Source organism: Lysinibacillus sp. RS10 (genome assembly GCF_041956855.1).
GTDB lineage: Bacteria > Bacillota > Bacilli > Bacillales_A > Planococcaceae > Lysinibacillus > Lysinibacillus xylanilyticus_A.
In genome coordinates this window covers 2,299,713-2,320,209 of the sequence record NZ_CP167122.1, presented here as the reverse complement: position 1 = coordinate 2,320,209, position 20,497 = coordinate 2,299,713, and the positions used below count along the sequence as shown (strand labels likewise).

Annotated in this window: 17 protein-coding genes, 1 riboswitch and 1 other annotated feature; of the genes, 9 read left to right on the top strand and 8 right to left on the bottom strand. The window is 36.3% G+C overall.

What is annotated here, in order from left to right; translation table 11 throughout:
- Positions 1–105 precede the first annotated feature (105 nt).
- From ACB089_RS11885 to parE, 4 genes are all read right to left on the bottom strand, one after another.
- Positions 106–933 (bottom strand): protein phosphatase 2C domain-containing protein, encoded by an 828-nt coding sequence (locus ACB089_RS11885; RefSeq protein ID WP_374966584.1) that lies wholly within the window; start codon positions 931–933, stop codon positions 106–108.
- Positions 926–1,378 carry an HIT family protein gene (locus tag ACB089_RS11880; RefSeq protein ID WP_374966583.1) on the bottom strand — a complete coding sequence of 151 codons (453 nt, stop codon included), beginning with the start codon at positions 1,376–1,378 and terminating at the stop codon, positions 926–928. The genes ACB089_RS11885 and ACB089_RS11880 overlap by 8 nt, the downstream gene beginning before the upstream one ends.
- 141 nt (positions 1,379–1,519) lie before the next feature.
- The gene (gene parC / locus ACB089_RS11875) at positions 1,520–3,952 is read right to left on the bottom strand and encodes a DNA topoisomerase IV subunit A (RefSeq protein WP_374966582.1); all 2,433 of its coding nucleotides are present in this window, start codon (positions 3,950–3,952) and stop codon (positions 1,520–1,522) included.
- Positions 3,949–5,925 (bottom strand): DNA topoisomerase IV subunit B, encoded by a 1,977-nt coding sequence (gene parE, locus ACB089_RS11870; RefSeq protein WP_374966581.1) that lies wholly within the window; start codon positions 5,923–5,925, stop codon positions 3,949–3,951. Before parE ends, parC begins: the two co-directional genes overlap by 4 nt.
- A gap of 614 nt (positions 5,926–6,539) precedes the next feature.
- On the opposite strand from parE, the gene plsY reads away from it, so the two are divergent.
- The 6 genes from plsY to ACB089_RS11840 all read left to right on the top strand — a co-directional run bounded on the left by plsY (position 6,540) and on the right by ACB089_RS11840 (position 12,647).
- Entirely contained in the window at positions 6,540–7,142 is a 603-nt protein-coding gene (gene plsY, locus ACB089_RS11865; protein ID WP_374966580.1) for a glycerol-3-phosphate 1-O-acyltransferase PlsY, read from the top strand.
- Between the two features lie 19 nt (positions 7,143–7,161).
- Entirely contained in the window at positions 7,162–7,452 is a 291-nt protein-coding gene (locus ACB089_RS11860) for a HesB/YadR/YfhF family protein (RefSeq protein ID WP_374966579.1), read from the top strand.
- A gap of 145 nt (positions 7,453–7,597) precedes the next feature.
- Positions 7,598–9,184: a spore germination protein gene (locus tag ACB089_RS11855; RefSeq protein WP_374966578.1), complete on the top strand. Its 1,587-nt coding sequence runs from the start codon at positions 7,598–7,600 to the stop codon at positions 9,182–9,184.
- A gap of 24 nt (positions 9,185–9,208) precedes the next feature.
- Complete coding sequence (locus ACB089_RS11850; protein ID WP_374966577.1) at positions 9,209–10,408, top strand: Ger(x)C family spore germination protein; 1,200 nt, start codon at positions 9,209–9,211, stop codon at positions 10,406–10,408.
- Positions 10,409–10,411: 3 nt separating this feature from the next.
- Entirely contained in the window at positions 10,412–10,645 is a 234-nt protein-coding gene (locus ACB089_RS11845; RefSeq protein WP_374966576.1) for a hypothetical protein, read from the top strand.
- Between the two features lie 34 nt (positions 10,646–10,679).
- Complete coding sequence (locus ACB089_RS11840; RefSeq protein WP_375122145.1) at positions 10,680–12,647, top strand: endospore germination permease; 1,968 nt, start codon at positions 10,680–10,682, stop codon at positions 12,645–12,647.
- Positions 12,648–12,728: 81 nt separating this feature from the next.
- Here ACB089_RS11840 and metA read toward each other — a convergent pair whose 3' ends face one another.
- On the bottom strand, positions 12,729–13,664 hold the full coding sequence (gene metA / locus ACB089_RS11835; protein WP_374966574.1) for a homoserine O-succinyltransferase: 936 nt from the start codon (positions 13,662–13,664) through the stop codon (positions 12,729–12,731).
- A 118-nt stretch (positions 13,665–13,782) separates the two neighbouring features.
- Positions 13,783–13,893, bottom strand: a riboswitch (SAM riboswitch).
- 203 nt (positions 13,894–14,096) lie between these two features.
- Between metA and ACB089_RS11830 the strand changes: the two genes are divergently transcribed.
- Positions 14,097–14,468 carry a nucleotide excision repair endonuclease gene (locus tag ACB089_RS11830; RefSeq protein WP_370044156.1) on the top strand — a complete coding sequence of 124 codons (372 nt, stop codon included), beginning with the start codon at positions 14,097–14,099 and terminating at the stop codon, positions 14,466–14,468.
- Between the two features lie 66 nt (positions 14,469–14,534).
- Here ACB089_RS11830 and ACB089_RS11825 read toward each other — a convergent pair whose 3' ends face one another.
- On the bottom strand, positions 14,535–14,759 hold the full coding sequence (locus tag ACB089_RS11825; RefSeq protein WP_375122144.1) for a hypothetical protein: 225 nt from the start codon (positions 14,757–14,759) through the stop codon (positions 14,535–14,537).
- Between the two features lie 541 nt (positions 14,760–15,300).
- Positions 15,301–15,552: a binding site (T-box leader), on the top strand.
- Positions 15,553–15,631: 79 nt separating this feature from the next.
- On the opposite strand from ACB089_RS11825, the gene ACB089_RS11820 reads away from it, so the two are divergent.
- On the top strand, positions 15,632–16,993 hold the full coding sequence (locus ACB089_RS11820; RefSeq protein WP_374966572.1) for an amino acid permease: 1,362 nt from the start codon (positions 15,632–15,634) through the stop codon (positions 16,991–16,993).
- A gap of 1,162 nt (positions 16,994–18,155) precedes the next feature.
- Here the strand turns inward: ACB089_RS11820 and ACB089_RS11815 are convergent.
- Both ACB089_RS11815 and ACB089_RS11810 read right to left on the bottom strand, forming a co-directional pair.
- Positions 18,156–18,938, bottom strand: coding sequence for a TrmB family transcriptional regulator (locus ACB089_RS11815; protein ID WP_374966571.1), 783 nt, complete (start codon positions 18,936–18,938; stop codon positions 18,156–18,158).
- Positions 18,939–19,245: 307 nt separating this feature from the next.
- Positions 19,246–19,719, bottom strand: coding sequence for a MarR family winged helix-turn-helix transcriptional regulator (locus tag ACB089_RS11810; protein WP_068984326.1), 474 nt, complete (start codon positions 19,717–19,719; stop codon positions 19,246–19,248).
- 163 nt (positions 19,720–19,882) lie between these two features.
- Between ACB089_RS11810 and ACB089_RS11805 the strand changes: the two genes are divergently transcribed.
- A complete protein-coding gene (locus ACB089_RS11805; RefSeq protein WP_374966570.1) occupies positions 19,883–20,467 on the top strand; it encodes a DUF3238 domain-containing protein in 585 nt (194 codons plus the stop codon).
- Positions 20,468–20,497 lie beyond the last annotated feature (30 nt).

Here is a 20,497-nt window from a genome sequence, read left to right as displayed (position 1 = left end):
TTTCTGATTTTTGGAAAGGTCTCTTTTGTTCTCCATAAGTGTGTGCAACTTACTATTAACGGGTTCGATTCACAGGAAAAAACAAATACTAATTAGCCATACTAATCAGTATTTGTTTGCATGTTGATTACTTGGTATAGTAGCTTCCTTTAGAATGTTTACTTTCCAAGAAATTATGGTAGTACTATCTCTGACATTATTTTCTTGGATGTTTTTCAACATTGATTTAATGCTTTCTTCATCTTTAGAATGAAAGAAAGCATGATCAATTGTTGTTGGGTTTGAATATGGTTCATTAGGGCATTCAATTAGACCATCTGTGGTCAGAAATAAGCGGTTTTCCCCTTGTCTCAATTCTTTTATTCCCACACTGTAACAAGGTACTTCTTGTTCAAAAGTATTAACTTGTCCTATCCATTCATAGAATTGTCTTTGATTGATTTGGTATTGACCTAGTGCAGATAGTTCTGGATGAAATAAATAAAGAACACAATCCCCAACAGAAAACCACCAAATATATTTATCTTTTCTAACAACAATTAAACAAGCGGTTTCTCCTTTAACATTTCGACAAGTAGATAAGAATTCCTTAGATTGAAACATACATAATACCTTTTCTTCTAGCATCTTAAAAGTTTTTTGAGTTGTCGGCATAGACAATAAATGCCTTATATGAGATTTTTCATTTTCGAACAATGCTACTACTCTTTCGGCACTCTCTGCTGTGTTATGTGCATCTAAAACAATAACGAAATCCCAATCTTCTCTTTCGTTAAACCATACAAGGCATCCATCTTCGTTCTTATATTGTCCTGCATTCGAATTGCCGCCATATCGACCCACAATTATATGTTCTATATGCTGAATGTTTACTTGATCTACAAAGTTTTCTTGACTTCCAACCCAACTAAAATCTTTGAAGTGATCATTCATATTGATTGTTCTCTAAATATGTTTTAATACGATGACAAAGTTCAATAACATCATTGTTGTCACCCATAGGTGCATCTTCCCAATCGTAAACTTCCATCGGTCCCCAATGTTCTTTTGGTGTATTAGGATAACGAGCAACTAGGTGCATATGAAGATGCGGAACAGAATTTCCTGAAACAAGTGAGTAGATATGCTCTGCGTTTCCGGCTTCCTTTAGAGCTTTACTGACTCTAGCCATTATGACACCAAATGCTTTTGCTTCTTCTACTGTCATTTCAGCAAGCGTCGGTACGTGTCTTTTTAGGTCAATCATAATATGACCTAAATAGTTAGGTTTACCATTTCGATCAATGTGTCCTACATATACATATTCGTCTTCATAAATCATAACTCCAGAAGTTTCAATATTTCCAACGTGTTTATTGCAAATAAAACAGTCTTTCATATGAACGCCCCCCCTTTTTTTGGTAGTTATAGAATTATAATATAAAAAGCGTTACATTTGCGCAATTTTCTAAATATTTTTTCCTCCATGAAAAAACACCACCAAGTATGGTGATGTTATCTCAAATGAAATCAATTGGTATTATTTCTCTTCTTTTTTAACTGTTAAGACATGTGAAATGGCACCGTCTGTAGCAATATCTACTTTAAAGGAGCCGTTTGAATGGCGATCTGCTCGAGTAAGTGCTTGAACATCGAGAATCTCTTGCACACCTTTTTCTGTTTCGATGATTAGCTGTTCCTCATTGGTAGTCTTAACTACAGAGACGATACGGTGAGGATTCGCTTTTAATTCTGTTAACACTTTTAAGCCGCGTTTCGCACGACTTGTCATCTCTACTTCAGCTACATTCATTTTCTTCACAGCACCTCGTTGCGTCACAATGACAACATATTCAGTGTTATTTGGCTGCAAGATATTGACCCCGATTAAAGCTTCTCCCTCTTTTAGCGTAATTCCTTTAACACCGCCTGTTTTGACGCCTGTTACTGGTAGCTCCTCAATTGGGAAGCGAATCGCATAAGCTGTATCTGTCGTTAATAATAATTGCGCTTCATCTGTGAGGAAATCCGCAAAAATCATTTCATCTCCTGCTTTGACATTCATCGTTTTAATCGGCTTCGAATAACGAGTTACAGCATAATCTGCCAGAGGTGAACGTTTAATTTGTCCATCTTTCGTAGCTGTTAAAATATACGTATTGGCCTGTTCGAATGTCTCAAAACCATATACAGCAAGAATAGATTCGTCTTCTCCGGTCGGCACAATACTTGAAATATGCTGACCAAGATCCTTCCAACGAATATCTGGTAGCTCATGAACAGGCTGATAAATGTAATTGCCTCGATTTGTAAACAGCAGTAAGTGATGCTGCGTATTTAAGTTTTCTTCATATAATAAATAATCGGAATCTTTCATCGCAAAATCCTGGCCATTCGAGGCAGCGTGTGAGCGTGTAGATGTACGTTTAATATAGCCATCCTTTGTGACTGTAACAACGACTTCCTCACTTGGTACAAGAACATCTAATGTAATTTTGATTTCTTCAATTTCTCGTTCAATTTTCGAACGACGTGGCTCTGTAAAACGTTTTTTAATATCGAGCAATTCTTGTTTAATGACACGCACAAGCTTCGCTTCACTATTCAGAATGCCTTCAAGCTTGGCGATGAGTATATTTAACTCATCCTGTTCATGGCGAAGCTCTGTAATATCCGTATTCGTTAAACGGTATAATTGTAAGCTCACAATTGCCTCTGATTGCACTTCTGTAAAATCAAACTTCACCTGCAAGTTCGTTTTCGCATCTCGTTTATCGTTGGAAGAACGAATCGTTGCAATGACTTCATCTAAAATGGACAGCGCCTTAATTAAGCCATCAACAATATGTGAGCGATCTTTAGCTTTTTGCAAATCATAAATGGAGCGGTTCGTCACGACTTCCTTTTGGTGGGTAATATACGCGTCCAATAACAATGGCAATGTCATCATTGTCGGACGACGATTATGGATAGCAATCATATTAAAATTATAAGCTACTTGTAAGTCAGTTGTTTTGAATAAGTAATTTAAAATACCTTGTCCAGGTACATCTTTTTTCAGCTCAATCACAACGCGTAAGCCTGTACGATCTGATTCATCACGAATTTCCGCAATTCCTTCAAGTCGTTTATCCACACGCTGTTCATCAATTTTCTTTACAAGATTTGCTTTATTGACATCATACGGCAATTCTGTAATAACGATTTGCTCTTTGCCACCCTTGATTGGTTCAACAGCTGCTTGAGCACGCACAATGATTTTGCCGCGTCCTGTCTCATACGCTTTCTTAATGCCATCGACACCTTGGATGATACCACCTGTTGGGAAATCAGGTCCTTTGATGACGGTCATTAATTCATCAACCGTGGCATTCGGGTTATCTAAGCGCATTAGAACGCCGTCTAGCACTTCATCTAACGCGTGAGGCGGGATATCTGTTGCATAGCCGGCAGAAATACCTGTCGAGCCGTTAACTAGTAAATTAGGGAAACGCGCTGGTAAAACAGTTGGCTCCATATCTTGATCATCAAAGTTCGGCACAAATTCAACGGTGTTCTTGCCAATATCACGTAGCATCTCGGCTGCAATGGCAGAAAGTCTTGCCTCTGTATAACGCATCGCTGCAGGTGGGTCACCATCAACAGAACCATTATTACCATGCATTTCAATGAGCATATGACGTGCCTTCCAATCCTGACTCATACGTACCATCGCTTCATATACGGAGCTATCACCGTGTGGATGGTAGTTACCAATAACATTACCGACTGTTTTGGCTGATTTACGGAATGGTTTATCGTTCGTATTGCCCTCTGTAAACATCGCATATAAAATACGACGTTGTACAGGCTTAAGACCGTCACGTGCATCAGGCAACGCGCGGTCTTGAATAATATATTTACTATAGCGACCAAAGCGGTCACCCATTACTTCTTCTAAAGGTAAATCTTGAAACTTTTCCGTACTACTCATGCTTGGCCCTCCTCTTGTTGGATGAATTCATTGTCTAAAATATTAGAATCATCCTCCATACCGAAGTTGACATTGGCTTCGATCCATTTTCGGCGTGGTTCAACTTTGTCGCCCATTAATGTTGTGACACGTCTTTCAGCACGTGCACCATCTTCAATTGTTACGCGAATTAACGTCCGCGTTTCCGGGTTCATCGTCGTATCCCATAGCTGGTCAGCATTCATCTCTCCAAGACCTTTATAACGCTGTAATATGTAACCCTTTCCAACTTTTTTAATGGCTGTTTGTAAATCACTTTCGGTCCAAGCATATTCAATCACTTCTTTTTTACCAGTACCTTTTGACACTTTATAAAGCGGCGGTAATGCGATAAATACCTTTCCTGCTTCAATTAATGGTCGCATATAACGATAGAAGAACGTTAGTAGCAGCACTTGAATATGCGCTCCATCAGTATCCGCATCGGTCATAATCACGACTTTATCATAAGATGAGTCCTCAACAGAGAAATCTGTTCCAACGCCTGCACCAATGGCATGAATGATCGTTGAAATCTCTTCATTTTTCATAATGTCCTGAAGCTTCGCCTTTTCCGTATTAATAACTTTACCACGCAATGGTAAAATCGCTTGGAACGTACGATCTCGCCCTTGTTTAGCAGAACCTCCTGCAGAATCACCTTCGACTAAATACAGCTCGTTTTTTGCAGCATTTCGAGATTGTGCAGGTGTTAGTTTTCCAGAAAGAATCGTACTGCCTTTTTTGCTTTTCTTGCCATTTCGTGCATCTTCACGCGCTTTACGAGCCGCTTCACGTACTTGCTGTGCACGAATAGCTTTTCGCACAAGAGATGCAGACAATTCAGCGTTTTCTTCAAGTACATATAAAATTTGCTCTGAGACAACACTATCTACCGCCGAACGGGCCTCACTCGTCCCAAGCTTACCCTTCGTTTGGCCCTCGAATTGTAGTAAGTGCTCTGGAATGCGAACAGAAACAATCGCTGCTAAGCCCTCTCGAATGTCTGTCCCTTCAAGATTTTTATCTTTATCTTTTAACAGACCAATTTTCCGTGCATATTCATTAAAAACACGCGTTAACGCTGCTTTGGCACCCGTTTCATGTGTCCCGCCATCTCGCGTACGAACATTGTTAACGAATGAAAGAATTGTTTCTGAATAGCCGTCATTGTACTGGAAGGCGAACTCTACTTCAATTTCATCTTGAATCCCTTCCACATACTTTACAGGGTGAAGTACATCTTTCTCCTCATTCAAATACGCAACGAAAGCTTCAATGCCGTTCTCATAAAAGAAAACATCACCTTTGCCTTCCTCGCGTTCATCGATTAACTCAATTTTTAAGCCTTTTAATAAAAATGCTGACTCGCGTAAACGTTCTGCAAGCGTATCATAATTATATTTTGTCACAGAGAAAATCGTGTCATCCGGTAGAAAATGGACGTGTGTTCCTGTCTGTTTTGTTTGTCCGATTTCTTCAAGTGTCGTCACAGGATGTCCACCGTTTTCAAAACGTTGTCGATACTTTTTACCGTCGCGGTGAATCGTCACTTCTAAAAAGGAAGATAAAGCATTAACAACTGAAGAACCTACACCATGTAAGCCACCGCTCGTTTTATAGCCGCCTTGCCCGAATTTACCACCAGCGTGTAGGACGGTAAAGATAATTTCAGGAGTTGGTTTCCCCATCTTATGCATCCCAGTGGGCATTCCACGGCCGAAGTCTCGAACGCTAATACTTTGGTCTTTATGAATAGTGACGATGATATGAGAACCAAAGCCAGCCAGTGCTTCATCCACCGCATTATCTACGATTTCATATACAAGGTGATGAAGTCCACGGCCATCTGTAGAACCGATATACATGCCAGGTCGCTTTCGTACCGCTTCTAATCCTTCTAATACTTGAATGGCGTCATCATTATAGACGCTTGGTGACTGTTTATTCGCCAAATATTTCCCCTCCAAAAAAACAAACGCATGTTCTATTTATGTTCTCTTCCTAATAATAATAGCATTTCCTGTCAATAGCTAGTGGCAGGTCCAAAAAAATTTTAAAAATCCTTCACAACTTTTACTTTTTTATAGAATCATTTGCCATTATTGCTTCAGCTGTCCTATTTCCTTGACGCAAGGCAATAAGTTATAGTTGCAGAAATACTGATGATTAATTGCTAACTGTCAACCGCATTATGGTTTTAATATCTTCATACAGAAGCTTTTCAATACCCACTGTAAAATATTCAGGCATGTTAATAAAAATGTACTTCTTCCATTCCGCGAAATTAAAGATAGACTTCTATTCTACCAAAGGAACGGGTGAATGACAAAATTGCCATTTTACCTATATTTTAAGTAAGACGCTCGGGCTGATGGAAATACTCATGTCAAAAAGCCTAACTTATGTTCGATAAACCGATAGAAATCTTTAAAATATATTTATCTTTTGTATTGAATTCAAGATACACTAGGAAATCTCCTTCATTGCATTGTAGATTAAAGAGAAAAAGTGTAAAATACTTGTTACATATTATTAGTACCAAGTTATAAATGAAAGGAGTCCAGCTATGCTAAATGGACTTATTATTTTATGTGCTTATCTAATCGGCTCTATACCTTCGGGATTATGGATAGGCAAAATTTTTTATAAAACAGATATTCGTGAACATGGTAGTGGGAATTTAGGGGCGACGAATACATTCCGTATTTTAGGAAAAAAAGCAGGAATAGTTGTCACAATTATGGATGTTTTAAAAGGAACAGCTGCAGTATTACTCGTATCTCTTCCTGTTTTTTCTGAAGTATCCATTCACGCATTAATTCTTGGACTTATAGCGGTTGTTGGTCATATGTTCCCTGTCTTTGCGAGTTTCCGCGGAGGGAAAGCTGTGGCAACATCAGCAGGAGTTCTCTTAGGCTATTCATGGCCTCTATTTGTTTTACTATTTATTACTTTTTTCGTTACATTAAAACTAACGAAAATTGTCAGCTTAACTTCCATGATTGCCGCTTTAGTAGCACTAATTTATTCAATCGTATATTATTTTGTTACAGGTGATATTGCGTTAGGTTTTTTAGTAGCATGTTTATGTAGCTTTATCATTTATCGTCACCGAGCAAATATTGTCCGCATTAAAAATGGGACAGAGCCTAAGGTGAAATGGCTGTAACGAAGAGAGGAGCATTCTATTGAATATTGCACTAACAGATGAAGCCCTACAATGGTTTAAACGAGAGATGGAAGTAGAATCCGGAGATACTATTCGTTTTTATGCAAGATATGGTGGTTCCAGTCCCTTTCACGAAGGCTTTTCACTTGGAATGACTCGTGAAGAACCAATCGAAATTGGTGTAAAGACAATTCTTGACGATGTTACCTACTACATCGATGAAAAAGATTTATGGTTTTTCAATGATCACAATTTACATGTAGATGTGGATACTACAATAGATGAATTAAAGTATGAGTATCGCAAGTAAAGCAGTGTTTCCTTCGTTTATACGAGGGAAATACTGCTTTTCTTTTTTCCAATGATTTATTTGAATTCAATTCCAACCTTGGTTTATCTCTTCTGAAAGTTGTACATTCTAGAGGTAATGAAATGCAAACTTGAGGAGGAGAAAAATGTCAATTTCTAAAGCTTCGAATACCTCCCAATCAAATTCAAACAATGACCTACTGTATAGCTCCCTTTCTCAAAATATGAAGGTGATTAAACATACACTTGGGAATAGTAATGATATTATCATACGAGAAATTACGATTGGTAAAGCTGAAAAAAATACAAAAACAAGTGAAATTACAATTGGTAAAGCTGAAAAACATGCGATGGTGATGATCAGTATTGACGGGTTATGCGATAAAACAACCATTTCTGATTCTGTGATTGATAAGCTGATGCAAGAAGTTGAAGAAGCTCCTAACCCCGACGTAGAGAATATAAAACAATATGTAAAAGAAACTTGTTTAACAGTCGGCGATGTCAATGAAGTTTCGAATTTCTCAACACTTTACAATTCTATTTTGAATGGAGATACAGTCATCCTATTAGATGGTGTTTCGGCAGGCATCGTGACAAGTACAAAAAGCGCAAAAGATAGAGCTATTACTGATCCATCAACAGAATCGGTTATTAGAGGTCCGCGCGAGTCCTTTACAGAAACATTACGTACCAACACCGCCCTAATCCGTCGAAAAATTAAAAGTCCAAATCTTTGGATAAAGTCTCGTGTTATTGGTGAGGTCACTAAAACAGATGTTGCGGTTATGTATTTAAACGGCATTGCCAATGACAAAATAGTAGCAGAGGTTCTTGCGCGATTAGATCGTATTAATATTGACGGAATCTTGGAAGGTGGCTATATCGAAGATTTTATTCAAGATTCTAAATTCACTATATTCCCAACTGTCTATAATTCTGAACGACCTGATGTCATTGCGGGAGAACTATTAGATGGTAAAATTGCTATTTTAGTGGACGGTACACCCTTTGTGTTAATTGTACCTGCTCTTTTTACGTCCTTTTTACACTCTGCTGAAGATTACTATCAGCATTGGATCATTAGTTCTTTAGTACGCATATTAAGATTTTTTGGTATTAGCCTTGCATTAGTAGCACCTTCACTCTATGTGGCCATCACAACTTTCCATCAAGAAATGCTACCAACACCGATGCTCATCAGTATCGCATCTCAACGAGAAGGAGTCCCCTTCCCTGCAGTTGTCGAAGCACTTATGATGGAGCTTGCCTTTGAGATATTACGAGAAGCGGGTCTTCGAATGCCAAGGACTATTGGTCCAGCGGTGTCTATTGTAGGAACTTTAGTCATCGGTCAAGCCGCTGTAGAAGCAGGGATTGTCTCGGCTGTAATGGTCATTATTGTAGCATTAACAGCGATTTGTAGTTTCTTGTTCCCCGCTTATGGCTTATCGAATACCATTCGTCTTTTACGTTTCCCATTAATGATATTAGCAGCGGTGTTAGGCTTATTCGGCGTGATGTTTGGGATGATGATGATCATTATTCACTTATGCAGCATACGAACTTTTGGTGTTCCTTATTTAAGTCCATTTGGGCCATTAATCTTAAAGGATCAAAAAGATGCCTTAGTCTTGTTTCCTCGTAGAGCCCTATTAACTCGACCACGTTTAATTAGTCAAAAAAACAATGTTAGAGGGCATAATTTTTTTAGTGTTAAAAAAAGGAATTAACAATGTACAAGCGAGGAATGGACCATGTCAAAATTTAAAACGATATGCTTACTTTTGATGGTTACTTTATTTTTAAGTGGTTGCTGGAGTAAACGTGAACTCAATGAATTAGCAATTGTCTCTGCACTAGGAATAGATAAAGTAGACGATGAATTTGAAGTCACTGTTCAAATTGTGGTTCCTGGTGAAATTTCATCAAAAGCCCCTTCTAGCGGTCGATCACCTGTTATTACCAATTACGCAAAGGGCAAAACGATCTTCGAGGCTATTCGAAAAATGACAACATTATCGACTAGGAAGATTTATTTTGCCCATACACAAGTAGTTATTCTTGGGGACGAATTAGCGAAAGAAGGAATTAGTGAGGCATTAGATTTAATCTCTAGAGATCATGAATTCAGAAATGATTTCAATGTTATTATCGCTCACGAGGCAACTGCAAAAGAAGTCTTAAATATATTAACACCTATTGAAAAAGTGCCTGCCAATAAATTGATCAATTCACTTAATACATCTGAAAAAGCTTGGGGTTCAACGATTTCCATTAATATTGATGAATTAGTAAGTACTTTAAGTAGTCCTGAAACAAGTCCAATCCTTTCTGCCATTGAAATAAAAGGAGATGCGACATTAGGAATGGGTGCAACCAATGTTGATAAAGTAAAAACGCCAGTGGTATTAAAGTATGCCGGATTAGCAGTATTCAAAGAAGATAAATACATTGGGCTTTTAACAGAAGAAGAAAGTAAAAGCGTAAGTTTTTTAAGTGACAAAATAAAAAGTACGATTGAAATTATTGCTTGTCCTAAGGGAGGTACATTAGCAGCAGAAATTACGAAATCAAAGACAAAAATAAAGGGTAAGTTTGAAAATGGTACGCCAAAAATTGATGTTCGTATAGATGTTGAGCAAAATGTCGGAGAAGTTGAATGTACTATTAACCTAACCTCCCCTAAGTGGATTGATTACGTAAATAAAAAAACAGAAGAAGTGATCCAACAACAAATCGAAAAAACAATCAGTACAGTTCAGCAAACTTATCGAGCTGATATTTTTGGGTTTGGTGAGGAACTACACCGGACAGATCCAAAAAAATGGAAAAAAAACAAAGATGACTGGCCAACCATATTCCAAGAGCTACCGGTTAACGTTGAAGTAAATGTCAAAACAAAAGGACTAGGAACAATGCAAAATTCCTTATTGAATAAGAAAAAGAAGGAATAAGCTATGACAATAACAATTTTCATACTCATTATTTCAATTGTTATTGCCTTTGCTTTTATTCCAAAACTTAAAAAAAATAACGAAACGAAAACAATTGTTATTTTTTCGATTTTTTTATTGATCGGTACTGCAATAAATATAAGCATTGCTTTAAATCTCAAAATTCCAAGCCCAATAGACTTGATTACCTTTATCTTTACTCCAATTAAAGATTTCATTGTCTCACTGTCAAAATAAAAGAAGTAACTAAAAAAAGAAGGGGTAATTCATGATGGAAAAAGAAATCATTAGTTCAAGACAATTTACAATCATTACTCTTCTTTTTTCAATTGGTACAGCCATTTTAATTATCCCTTCAAGTGTAACAAGTGCAGCAAAGCAAGATGCATGGATCGCAACTATTATCGGTGTCGGTTTAAGTTTACTCTTAGTGAAGCTACTCGTTTCTTTAGGAAATCAGACCCCCACACTTACATTTATAGAAGCGAATGAAAAAATACTGGGTCGTTTTTTCGGAAAACTGACCGCAATGGGTTTTATCCTTCTTACTTTTTTTTCTGCAGGTGAATTATTATATTTTATTGGGACTTTTATGTCTACGGAAGTGATGCCAGAGTCGCCTTCAATAGCTTTTTCATTGCTGTTTGGCATTATCATCATTTATGCTGCATTCCAAGGAATCGAAGTCTTTGCACGTTCAGCAGAAATACTTTTTCCGGTGTTTATCTTTATTTTTATTTTTTTTGTAGTTTTCATATCACCATTAATCAATTTTGAAAATGTACAGCCAGTATTGGAAACATCAAAAAAATCATTATTAATAAGTATTATACGATTTATGAGTATTTTTTCATTCCCTCTTGCCGTGCTATTAATACTCTTCCCTTCCGCTGTCAACGTTCATAAATCAGCACAAAAAGGATTTTATATCGGCACAATTATTGGAGGCATTGTTTTAATTACCATCGTCACACTATGTATCCTTGTCCTAGGTCCAGCACTCACCTCTAATCGGACATTTCCTAGCTATGCATTAGCCCAAAGAATTTCAATCGGGAATTTTTTGCAGCGCATTGAAGTTATTATGGCAGCCATGTGGATCATATCCATTTTTATTAAAACGTTTATGTATTTTTATGCCTCCGTTATCGGCATAGCACAAATATGTAATATCAAAGATCATCGTCCGCTCATTGTGCCAATCGGGATGACAATTATTGGCTTTTCGCAAATTATTCATCCTAATATCGTTCATTCAAATATTTATAATAAAGAAATTTTTCCTTTGTTTGCTGGTGTTGTAACAGTTTTGTTACCGATTGTTCTACTTATCGCCGCAAAAATTCGTAAGATTAATGGTAATCAAGGGAATGAAAATGCTACAAACTGTAATTGTTGTCCACAGAATGCAAGTGGTAGTAATAACGGAAATGCTTCTAATAATGCTAGTAATAACAACAACCAAAATGCTATACAGAATGGAAGTAATTGCAATTGCGGTAATGCTTCTAATAACGCAAGTAATAACAACAGCCAAAATGCTTCTAATAATGCTAGCAATAGTAACAGCCAAAATGCTTCTACTAATGCTAGTAATAGCAACAGCCAAAATGCTTCTAATAATGCAAGCAATAGTAACAGCCAAAATGCTTCTAATAACGCAAGTAATAACAACAGCCAAAATGCTTCTAATAACGCAAGTAATAACAACAGCCAAAATGCTTCTAATAATGCTAGCAATAGTAACAGCCAAAATGCTTCTAATAATGCTAGTAATAGCAACAGCCAAAATGCTTCTAATAATGCTAGCAATAGCAACAGCCAAAATGCTTCTAATAATGCTAGCAATAGCAACAGCCAAAATGCTGTACAGAATGGAAGTAATTGCAATTGCGATAATGCTTCTAATAACGCAAGTAATAACAACAGCCAAAATCCTTCTAATAATGCAAGCAATAACAACAACCAAAATGCTTCTAATAATGCTAGTAATAACAACAGCCAAAATTCTACTACGAATGCAAGTAATAATAACAATCAAAATGCCTCTAATAATGCTAGTAATAACAACAGCCAAAATTCTACTACGAATGCAAGTAATAATAACAATCAAAATGCCTCTAATAATGCTAGTAATAGCAACAGTCAAAATGCTATACAGAATGAAACTAATAGCAATTGCGGAAATACTACAAAAGGTCAAAATGAATCTGCCAATGAAAACCCGTCAGAAAACTAACAACATATTTGGATTTAAAAAATGATGACCCTGATATGATCAAGGTCATCATTTTATTTAAGTGTTTACAGAACACATGAACTAAATATGATATTCAAGTTCATCAACGAAATCCCATTCATATGGTGTTTCTTGGTAAACATAGTAGTTCAACCAGTTTGAAAATAATAAATGAGTGTGGGCACGCCACGTATTAATCGGTTCATTTAATGGATCATCACTTGGGAAGTAATTCACTGGAACCTCAATATCCAAACCTTTTGCGACATCACGACTATATTCATCTGCTAATGTAGTCGCATCATATTCAAGATGTCCTGTAATCATAATGTTTTTATTATCCTTCGATTGCACAATAAAGACACCAGCATCTCCTGAGTAAGATAGTAATCGTAAATCAGGATGGTTGCGTACTTCGTCAATAGAAACAGAAGTATATCGTGAATGTGGGGCCGTAAATAAATCGCTAAAGCCTCGAACTAAATCCACGGTTAAATCCGTAATGACATGAGAATAAACACCTGAGCATTTAGCAGGGAGCTCAATTTTGCCAATACCGTAATGATGGTATAACGCTGCTTGTGCGCCCCAACATATATGAAGGACCGATGTCACGTTTTCCTTGGACCAATCCATAATTTCTGCAATTTCCTGCCAATAGTTCACGTCCTCAAAAGACATTTTTTCAACTGGCGCACCCGTAATAATCATGCCATCATAGCGACGATGGCGAATTTGATGAAAGGTCGTGTAAAATAGCTGTAAATGTGATTTGCTCACATTTTTCGATTCATGTGTGGCTGTGTTTAAAAATGTTATATTAACTTGTAGAGGTGTATTACCGAGTAAGCGCAGTAATTGTAGCTCCGTTTTTTCTTTTTCTGGCATCAAATTTAAAATTAATATATTTAACGGACGTATTTGTTGAGTTTTCGCTCTATCCTCTTCCATGACGAAGATTTTTTCCTCACGTAAATGTTCTCCAGCTGGTAAATTTTTTGGAATATTAATTGGCATCTTGCATTCCCCTCTCTTGTATTTCTCTACATATAAAGAATTTTATAAGTCGATCTAAATTAAAAAAATCCCCCTCATTCCATTTGAGATAGAATGAGAGGGATTTTAACCACGTTCACTCTTATCTCTCAAAGGACAAATCCTTTGGTGGAATTAGCACCTTTCTAACATTTGTTAGAGGTTGCTGAAGCGTCATCGGGCCAAATCCCTCAGCTTCTCTTGATAAGATTATTTAATTAAAAAGAATTGTAACATGAACAATTAAGAATATCAATAATACATAGAATATTTTGTAATTAACATGCATGTTCTTCTCTAAATTGATGAACACTAATCCTGATGCAAATCATGTTGACGCTATGAAATATTATGGTAAACAAGCCGTAATTATGTTACCATATATCTTTAGTAATAGAGAGGAACGTGAAAAGTTTGATTAAAATTGAATTTCCAAAACCAGATTTAGTGATTCGCCAACGCGAACAAGATTTAAAGCCAGGTGATGTACCAATCACACCATACCATGGTTTTATTGATTTCCATAAAATCACACGTGAAAATGGTGGCATTTTCTTATTCTACAACGAAGAGAACGAGCTATTATTTGTAGGTAAAGCACGTAAAATTCGTCAACGTATTAAAAAGCATTTTGAGGACAACGTGTCACCGATGAAAAATCATCGTAATGAAATTTTCAAAATTGAAGTGTATGAAGTGGAAGATCCAATGGAACGTGAAATTTACGAAACATACGCGATTAATTCATTCCGTGCTAAATACAATGTTGATAAAGTATTTTATTAATCTTTAGCAAAAAGACCGAAATCTCCTTTAAGGGGGTTTCGGTTTTTTTCGTTAGGCTTATTCTTCCTATAAACCTGTTATTACATGATCAAAATGTGTGGACTTGCCGTTTATATACACCTCGATAATTTCCTGCTCAGGGTCTTTTGTAATTTTATAAACATATTGTTCAGCAACATCGTTGGATAGATTCATTTCTTCGAATTTTATTTTTAATATATCACACTGTATCTCCAAATCAGCATGTGCAATCCCTTTCGAATAAACAACAATGTAAAAAGTCTTTTCCATCACTGATTAATTGGAGCTTATTATCGGAAATTATTTTCTTTTGCACTTCATCTGGAACAACAGCAATTTCACTAATACTTAATGCGGAAGTATTACATGCTCCTAAGATAGTTAAGGTCAACATGAATAAAATGATAATTTTCTTCACTATTTATCCCCGCTTTCATGCAACAGCCATAATTATTTTTATTTATTATATTTTAGGCTCATTACCATAACGTGTGGTTGAGGTTCCGACTTATATACAAAACATACGTCTTTATAAATGTTGTAGTTTTATAAAAAAGATTGATTAAAGATCCTGTGTTGATATGCAGAATCTTTTCTTATTCCACAATCGGACCAGATTGTGGAATAAGATTTTTAAAAGAACTTTACTAACATTTGTTGAAATATTTCCTTTAGCTTTTATATTTAAGTGGTGAGTTGTATTTATATTGTAAAATGTCATATGTAATTTAAGCGGGTTATGAAGAAATTTTTATTGACAAAATAATTTTTTTCTGTAAAATAAAAAACAATTCAAAAATATTTGTATAGAACAAAGGCTATGAAAAGAAATAGTATCAATTATTTTTACGAACAGAAAGTTACCGGTTGATGAGAGGTGCATGTAAAACGATTGAGAATTCATCTTGGAGCTGTGTACCGAAAAGATCATTCTAAGTAGGCTACGCCGGTAAGCACCCGTAATCATGTGCGAGAGTATCGTCAAATGACCGTACTTCTTGAGGTAAGTAATGTGAATTGCTTATAAATTAAAGGTGGTAACACGAGTTGAATCGTCCTTTTGGTTAATCCAAAAGGGCGTTTTTTTATTCCTTTTTTGAGCAAAGTATTTGAAAATCTAAACGTATTAGGAGTAAGACATTATGAAAGACAATCATCAAGATTCACAGCTAAAGCGCGGATTAAGTACTCGTCACATGCAATTAATTGCACTTGGCGGATCCATTGGGGTCGGTTTATTTTATGGTTCTAGTTCAACGATTCAAATGGCTGGGCCATCTATTTTACTAGCTTATTTAATTGGCGGATTAGTTATTTTCACAATTATGCGTGCATTAGGCGAAATGGCAGTGGAGGAACCTGTATCAGGCTCGTTCAGTACATACGCGAATAAATATTTAGGACGCTTTGCTGGGTTCTTATCTGGTTGGACGTATTGGTTCATGTGGATTGTCGTTGGCATGGCAGAATTAACAGTAGTCGGTGTATACATTAACTACTGGTTCCCTGATATTCCACAATGGGTAACTGCCCTTGTAGTACTTGTTATTATGACGCTTGTAAACTTAGCAAATGTAAAAGCTTACGGAGAATTCGAATTCTGGTTTGCGATGATTAAAGTTGTTGCGATTATCGGTATGATCGTTCTAGGATTAGCCATTATTTTCTTCGGTGTTGGCAACCACGGTGAAGCAATTGGCTTCGATAATTTATGGGCACACGGTGGCTTCATGCCAAACGGTTTCCATGGTATTTTAATGTCACTAGTATTAGTTATGTTCTCATTCGGTGGAGTTGAATTAGTTGGTATTTCTGCAGGAGAAGCAAAAAATCCTAGCAAGTCAATTCCTTCAGCTATTAACAACATCGTTTGGCGTATATTAATTTTCTACATTGGTGCATTAGGCGTTATGATGGTTATTTATCCTTGGAACGAAGTTGGTTCAGAAGGTAGCCCGTTCGTTCAAATTTTCGATTACGTCGGCATCCCTGCTGCGGCTCACATTATTAACTTTGTTGTAATTACAGCAGCAATGTCTGCGTTTAATAGTGGTTTATACGGTTCAGGACGTATGCTACACAACTTATCTGTACAAAAAAACGCTCCAAAATATTTTAAAACAGTAAGTAAAAACGGTAGTCCGCGTAGAGGGATATTATTTTCTTCAGCGGTGTTATTAATTGCGGTTGTCTTAAATTATGTAGTACCTGAAAAAGTGTTCATCTATATTTCTGCTGTTGCGACTGTTGCAGTCATTACAAGCTGGATGATTATTTTATTAGCACAATTGAAATTTAGAAAGTCAAAAACGAAAGAGGAAGTAGCCGAACTGAAATTCAAAATTCCGCTTTATCCACTTTCTACGTATATTGCCATTGCATTCTTATTAATGGTTATTGTGTTAATGGCGTTTATTCCAGAAATGCGTGTTGCCCTATATGTCGCACCAGTTTGGTTTTTAATCATATTTGTTGGATACAAAGTAATAAATGTTAAAAAGTAGTTAAATCATTTCATTAAACTGATACTTCTTCAACGAAGACATATGTTAAAAAGTCCTTTTGGTTAACTCGATTGGTAACACCTATCTCAAGATTAATAATTTTTATACACTAGTAAACGTTAACAACGTTACCAAATGAAAGTTAGGGAATACCCCCCCATTCAATTGAATGAGGGGGTTATTTTGGCTGCTAATGATTGTTATGTTCCCTAAGGACGCTTTGAGACGGTTATACTTCAACTAACGCGCAATTTAGTTGAAGAGCAATGATAAAATGAATTCAAAGTAAACTGTCAGAATTGGGGGGAATAAATTTGAGAGATATAATCCTTTGTCTTGTAAATGCTGTTATGATATTTGGGATTTTGTTGTTTGTTTCTATTTTTCTTTCCTCAGGGGATGAATGGTGGTCCTTATACACTTTTAATATGGAGGAAATGTCGCCCTTCAATATAGAAATATCTTGGATAAAAGTCTTTATTATGGGATTCATTTCTTTAGCGATTTCTTTTTTTCTTATAAGGATGACCTCAGAAAAAAACTAATTTTAATAACTTCGCCCTTCTTTAATTAACGTGGAGCTTTAGTGTAACAAGCACATACAAAATAAACCTAATAAACGTTCCCAAATGGAAGTTTGGAAATACATCAAAAAGTCACGAATGTTGTTAAATCAACATTTCGTGGCTGTTCCTATGAACATTATTTATACTGCTTTTTATACAAGAAGCGCAAACACTGGATACATCAATATTTACACGTTTAGGGCTTACCGTTTAGTGTGTATAAAATCGTGTATATTTCTAAACGTTGTAAGTCTGTATTTTTCTGGCGCTACCCTTTTTGTAGTATTTTTTTGAAGTCTTCTAATATGGAAATTAATTTCCAAGATGAGAATGTAAAGTGCTTGTTAAGCAATCGGGCGCGATTGTTGGTGCGACACCATTACGAAATGATCAATCTTTTTTCAAACTGGATTCTTTATATTTATTGTAAAATGCTGTTTTGTGGGATTTTTTTGATCAAACTTTATTTCAAAGCTACAAATGTCATCCACAACTTTTGGTGATTAGCCATATTTTACATAAAAATAAAAGAATCTGCGCACCATCTAAACAAATATCTCAGATGTCTTACAGATTCTTTTTTAAATACAATTTATTTACTCTAAGAAAAAGGCTTTACGTTCTTTTGTAATCCATTCCTCAAGCCCCTTATCATCACGCTTTAACAAACGATTGACAAGGACGTCATGCCATATATAATCCTCTAATAAATAAATATGAACAGGATCATTTGTAATAAAAGCCGTTTCTTGATTGGACGGTGAATGGCCATAAATCATTTCCTGACCATCTACAGATAAGATAAACCAATGGGTCGTGGAAGCTTTCCTCGTATATTGAGTAATACGGTGTTGGTCAATGGAAGCTTCATTATCCTCCACATACAAGGTAATCCCATGAACAGGAATATGCTTTGCCACCTGATGAATGTCTTCCCGTAACGAATCGTACATATCTTCCCACATCGATAAAATAACCTTTTTTTTCGCTTTTTTGATTAATGATTGACAGTAATTGACGATTGCCTGTTTCCCTTTTAGCATGACAACCTTATGTTCCACTTCTTGCTCTTTCGTTTCTAATTTTTCTAATTGAGCACTAATCGACGTAAAACTCGATTGCCAACGTTGCTGAATTTGCTGTAAAAACACAGCGACAGGAATGGAAGAGTAAGTCGTTTGATCTGTCGTTTCTTCTTTCAGTACTAGCCCTTTTTCAACAAGTACACCAAGTATGTCATATATTCTAGCCCGTGGAATACCTGAGTTTTTGCTCACTTGATAGGCACTTACATGACTATTTTGTACGAGTGCTGTATAGGCCTTTGCTTCATATTCTGTAAATCCCAGTTCTTTTAATTGGGCGATTAATGCATCCATCCAATTCCTCCATAACTATATTTCGGGCTCCTCACCATAACGTGTGGTTGATTTCCATTCCCACTGGGCGTTTTCATAGGGGCGTCCGATGAGCCACTTGGGCCTACACAATGTAGGTCAAGAAAGCATTATCACGGGATGTGATGCTCTTAGCCTTCGTTCCTCTATCGCTGATCCCTAAGAAGTCACCCAGTCTCCACACCAATCAACCTATATCAATTTCGCTTTGGCGCAATTGCGTCCAGATTTTGAAAAAAACGCTTATTTTTGGGTGTACAAATAGTTCCTGTAATAAGCTCTATAATAATTACCAGACAGGTCTTATTTTCGTTGGTAATTCACCTTCATTTATTTCATAAACTAATTTACTTAAATCTTCTTTGAGCATTTGTAGTCGTTCCACACCTATTTTTTTAATCCACTGTTGCTCAATCTCATCTAGTATCTTCTTTTTTGCATTAACTACTAACCAACCTCGTTCGGTCAAAACAATAATTTTCCCTCTCTTATCAGTGGGATGAGCTTTGCGCATTACATAATCACGTTGCTCAAGATAATCCACCATTTTGCTCACAGCTTGCTTTGTAATGCCTAAATATTCGGCTATTTCTATACCTGTAGCTCCATTGGGAATGATGCTTTTAAACATAAAGCCATGTACAGGTCTAATATCCTCAAATCCCAATACACTCAATCTGTCATGCAGTTCATTAATTGATGTGCTAAAGGATAATGATAAAAGTGATGTAAGATCCAACTCATTAAATCCTTCATGATTCATACTTAAACCCTCCTCAAATAAAGTCAATTAGGTTGACTTTATTTGAAACACATTGTACTATATACAATGTAGTCAATCAAGTTGACTATAATTCGATTACAATAGAAATAGGATACACCCAAACAAATTTAGTAAATTAATCAAATAAATTATGGAGGTTTCCATGAATACTATCGTTAAAGTTAGAGCAAGTGTATTTATTCCAATGTCTTGGACTGAACCTAAGAAGGATACTCAAACAGGAAACGTGGTTCAATTTGAAGGTGACTCACGTGAATTTACACCATATGCTGTAAACGCTATGCGTTCCAGAATTGAACAAGAAGCGGTTGTAGATTTTTATAAAAAAGACATATTCACATATGCAAATACAGGCATAACAACGGAAAGAATTATAACTCCCGATGGATCCGCTATTAAAAAAACTGGAAAAGCTAGTACTGACGGTATTTTGTGCACTGATATTATATGGGGATCAGATGACGTCAAATTTCAAATGAGTGCTAGTGCCAGCAACCCATTAAATGTATATGCACCTCCCGTTGATTATCTATTAACTGTACATGTCAAAAAAGATGGTACTGTCGATATTCACGGTGAACATGACGGATTCCCTTGTTTTGAATTTTATAAGCAAGTAAATTTTGGTCCGTTTGAGAAAATTCATACACATGACTTCAGAGAAACTGGTGATACTGCTGAAGCTCTAGGTGGAGACATGGAGTATAGTTTCACAAAGAAATTGTAAAGATATATGGTTCCCTATTTAAAACAACAT